At 48.0% G+C, this 3,820-nt stretch carries 4 protein-coding genes; 1 reads left to right on the top strand and 3 read right to left on the bottom strand.

Translation table 11 applies throughout. The features are described from left to right. Both ABYP73_RS12040 and mnmA read right to left on the bottom strand, forming a co-directional pair. On the bottom strand, window positions 1-757 hold a 757-nt coding region (locus ABYP73_RS12040; RefSeq protein WP_372974491.1), incomplete at its 3' end, for an NAD(P)H-dependent flavin oxidoreductase. Between the two features lie 39 nt (window positions 758-796). Beyond that, window positions 797-1,987: a tRNA 2-thiouridine(34) synthase MnmA gene (mnmA, locus tag ABYP73_RS12035; RefSeq protein ID WP_372974490.1), complete on the bottom strand. Its 1,191-nt coding sequence runs from the start codon at window positions 1,985-1,987 to the stop codon at window positions 797-799. A 297-nt stretch (window positions 1,988-2,284) separates the two neighbouring features. Between mnmA and ABYP73_RS12030 the strand changes: the two genes are divergently transcribed. After that, complete coding sequence (locus ABYP73_RS12030; protein WP_372974489.1) at window positions 2,285-3,274, top strand: fasciclin domain-containing protein; 990 nt, start codon at window positions 2,285-2,287, stop codon at window positions 3,272-3,274. 256 nt (window positions 3,275-3,530) lie between these two features. Here the strand turns inward: ABYP73_RS12030 and ABYP73_RS12025 are convergent. After that, the coding region (locus tag ABYP73_RS12025; protein ID WP_372974488.1) for a hypothetical protein at window positions 3,531-3,820 on the bottom strand (290 nt) is incomplete at its 5' end.

Here is a 3,820-nt window from a genome sequence, read left to right as displayed (position 1 = left end):
CTTCCGGGGTAGCGCAACGGCTGTAGGCCTCCTGTACCTGTTGGTAGAACCCGTTCTTAAGCATACGCACAGGCGCGAGGTCCTTTAAGGTGAGCTGAGTATCCCCCTCCCCGGCTGCAACCACCCTGTCCTTAAACTCTCTGTGGGAAGAGGCCTCGGCTGAGGCCACAAAACGGCTGCCGACCTGGACGCCGTCTGCCCCCAGTACCATGGCTGCCAGCATGGACCTGCCCGTGGCAATTCCACCGGCAGCGATCAGCGGGATATGGATCTTTTCTTTGACAGCCGGGATCAAAGTCAGGGTTGTGGTCTCATCCCGGCCGTTGTGTCCTCCCGCCTCAAAACCTTCGGCTACCACGGCATCTACCCCTGCCTGCTGAGCCTTGAGTGCAAATTTTACGCTGCTGACCACGTGCACCACCGTGATACCTTTTTCCTTGAGATGGGTTGTCCAGGTGGCAGGGTTACCCGCAGAAGTAAAGACGATGGGCACCTGCGTCTCCACAATGATCTCCATCAATTTATCGATATCCGGGTAGAGCATAGGGACGTTAACTCCGAAAGGTTTAGAGGTAGCTTTCTTGCATTTCTCGATATGCTCCCTCAATACTTCGGGATACATGCTGCCTGCACCGAGTAATCCGAGTCCTCCTGCATTGGAAACCGCGGAGGCCAGCCTCCACCCACTTGCCCAGATCATCCCGGCCTGTACTATGGGATATTGAATTCCAAAAAGAGTTGTGATTCTGTTATTCATATGCACATTTTCTGTTGAGGGTTGACAGATGGAAAACTCTCAGGAGATCACCCCTGATCCCACTAATTCCTCTCCTAGATACCAGGCGACGAACTGGCCTTCGGTGATGGCCGATTGCTTTTCGGCAAAATCGACGTAAAGGCCGTGTTCCATCTGATATAGGGTCGCTTTCTGCAGGGTTTGTCTGTAACGGATTCTCGCCATGACTTCCAGGGTCTCATCGGGTTGAAGGGTGAGATCGGTGCGGACCCAATGCACTTCTTCCTGCCTGACAAAGAGTGTTTTTCGGTACAAACCGGGATGGGATTTGCCCTGTCCCGTATAAATTACATTCTGTTCTACATCGGTCCCAATCACAAACAGGGGTTCAGGAGTGCCGCCCACATCCAGACCTTTGCGCTGGCCGATCGTAAAATAGTGTGCACCCAGGTGTTCCCCCACCACTTTTCCGTCCTCGGGGGTATACGCGGGTTTTTCGGAATGAAAGAGAAGTTCTTCCCTTTTGTTGTTAAATTCAGGACGGGTCTTCTGATAGTGTCTGGCATCGGCCGGTACCTCTACGATATCCCCTTTTTTGGGTTTGAGCTGCTGCTGGAGGAATTCCGGCAGTCTCACCTTCCCGATAAAACAAAGTCCCTGTGAATCTTTTTTATCAGCCGTCACTAATTTATTTTCAGCGGCTATCTTTCGCACCTCCGGTTTGGTGAGTTCACCTATGGGAAACAGGGTCCGGGCCAGTTGCTCCTGGGAGAGCTGGCATAGGAAATAGGACTGATCTTTGTTGGGATCCTTACCTGCGAGAAGCTGATAGACCGTACGCCCCTGTTGATCCTTGGTCTCTCCTTTGCGGCAGTAATGACCCGTCGCCACGTAATCGGCACCCAGGCCAAGCGCAATCTTCATGAATACATCGAACTTGATTTCCCGGTTACAAAGCACATCCGGGTTAGGGGTCCTGCCCATTTCGTATTCCCGGAACATATAATCCACGATTCGCTCTTTGTACTGTGCGCTCAGGTCGACAGTCTGAAAGGGGATTCCCAGCTTTTCTGCTACGATCAGGGCATCATTGCTGTCCTCCAGCCAGGGACATTCTTTGGAGATGGTGACGGAATCGTCATGCCAGTTCTTCATGAAAAGACCTATAACCTCGTATCCCTGTTGTTTCAGTAGGTAGGCCGCCACGCTGCTGTCTACCCCTCCTGAAAGTCCAACTACTACCTTTTTCATACCTGTATTCGATTGGCAAAAATACGAAATACTGGACATTTCACTACGAGGCATTACGTCTGGATCAGCAAGGTCTCAAGCCAGAACATTTAAAAGATATTGTTAATTATTTTTTAATTTATATTAAACATTAATACCCTAATCCATTTTGGGCATCCATTGGGCAGAGTTAAGTCTTAACTATATTCTTTAAGAACCTTTAAGGAGTATTCAACCTCGGTGTTAAAGATTTAATAAACCTTCTTTTTTGTTTAATTTTTATAATAAATTCATTCAACAATAATAAAAAAATTAGCCATGAAAACAACTTCTAAACTATTGAAATTTTTTCTTTTTGTTTTTGCCGTGGTTCTGATGGGTTCCTGTTCTGATGACGACGGGAACATCCCCATCGAACAGCAAGATTCTGACATCGTAGACCTGGCTATCGCCACTGATGACCTCAGTATTCTGGTAGCTGCTCTCCAAAGAGCTGACCTGGTTTCCGCTCTTCAGGCAGATGGTCCATTTACGGTATTTGCCCCTACCAATGCCGCTTTCGAGGCATTCCTGAACGCCAACAACTTCGCCTCCCTTGAGGATGTGCCTGTAGAGATCCTGACCCAGGTACTGTTAAACCACGTGGTTTCTGGAGAATTTACTTCAGGCAGTCTTTCTTCTGGCTATGTCAGCTCCCTTTCTACTGCCGGGGCCGGTGGCAACAATCTGAGTCTGTTCATCAACACCTCTTCAGGTGTGACCATCAACGGCATTTCTGATGTGATTACGGCAGACGTGGATGCCACTAACGGGGTAGTGCACATTGTAGACGCGGTTATCGACATTCCCACCGTGGTGACCTTTGCCGTGGCTGACCCGAACTTCTCCACCCTGGTAAGCGCTTTGACAGAACTGACCCCAAATACCGATTTCGCGGGTATACTTTCGAGGACAGAAGGAGGAAACGGGGACGGAATCGATCCCGATTTCACAGTCTTCGCCCCTACCAACGCTGCCTTTGATGCCTTGCCTTCCATTCCGGATGAGCCTGTACTGACCCAGGTATTGCTGCACCACGTGGTAGGCGGAGCCAACGTTCGTTCCGGTGATCTCACAGACGGCATCACGGCCGCTACCCTGGAAGGAGATGACATCACCATCAACCTCCCCGGCACAGGAGATAACATTGCCGACGTAACCGACGGATCAGGTACCAGTGACATAGGTATCATCGCCGTGGACGTACAGGCAGGCAATGGGGTGATCCATGTATTGAACAAGGTCATGATCCCTGATACAAATAACTAATACTGATTATGCCCATCACTAAAATGGCTGCCACGTGCAGCCATTTTTTATTGAAGTTTTATCTGCAGACATAGAAGGAAAATATATCACAACAAGATCACATGCATTAACATACAAAATCCGAAATTTTACAACTTAACTTTTTATTTGGGTCATCAATCACGCATATTTGAAATCCCAAATCTTACCAAACATAGCCAACAAAAAAGCTCCCTCAGTACAGGGAGCTTTTTGATTTGGAATGATTTTTCAGAATTTATTTCCTGTAGAGTATCTTTTTGGATATGATCTCCCTGCCGGTATATACATTCATTATGAGTACCTGAGAAGGGACCATCCTCATATCGTATTCCAAGAGGTTTTTACCTTTATTTACCTTTCTACTCCCAGGGGTTAGGACAGTTCTTCCTGACGAGTCAATGAAATTGGTATTTAAGATGGCATCATAAGATATATCCAAGTCCACGTTAAGCACCTCACTTCTATGCTCCTGAAAGACTGTGACTTTAGTCCTACTAATCGCTCCTTTTTCTTCAGTTTGTTCGG

The organism is Muriicola sp. (genome assembly GCF_041567615.1).
Classification (GTDB): domain Bacteria; phylum Bacteroidota; class Bacteroidia; order Flavobacteriales; family Flavobacteriaceae; genus Muriicola.
The sequence above is the reverse complement of the archived record's forward strand: the minus strand, read 5'-3'. Positions and strand labels throughout refer to the sequence as shown.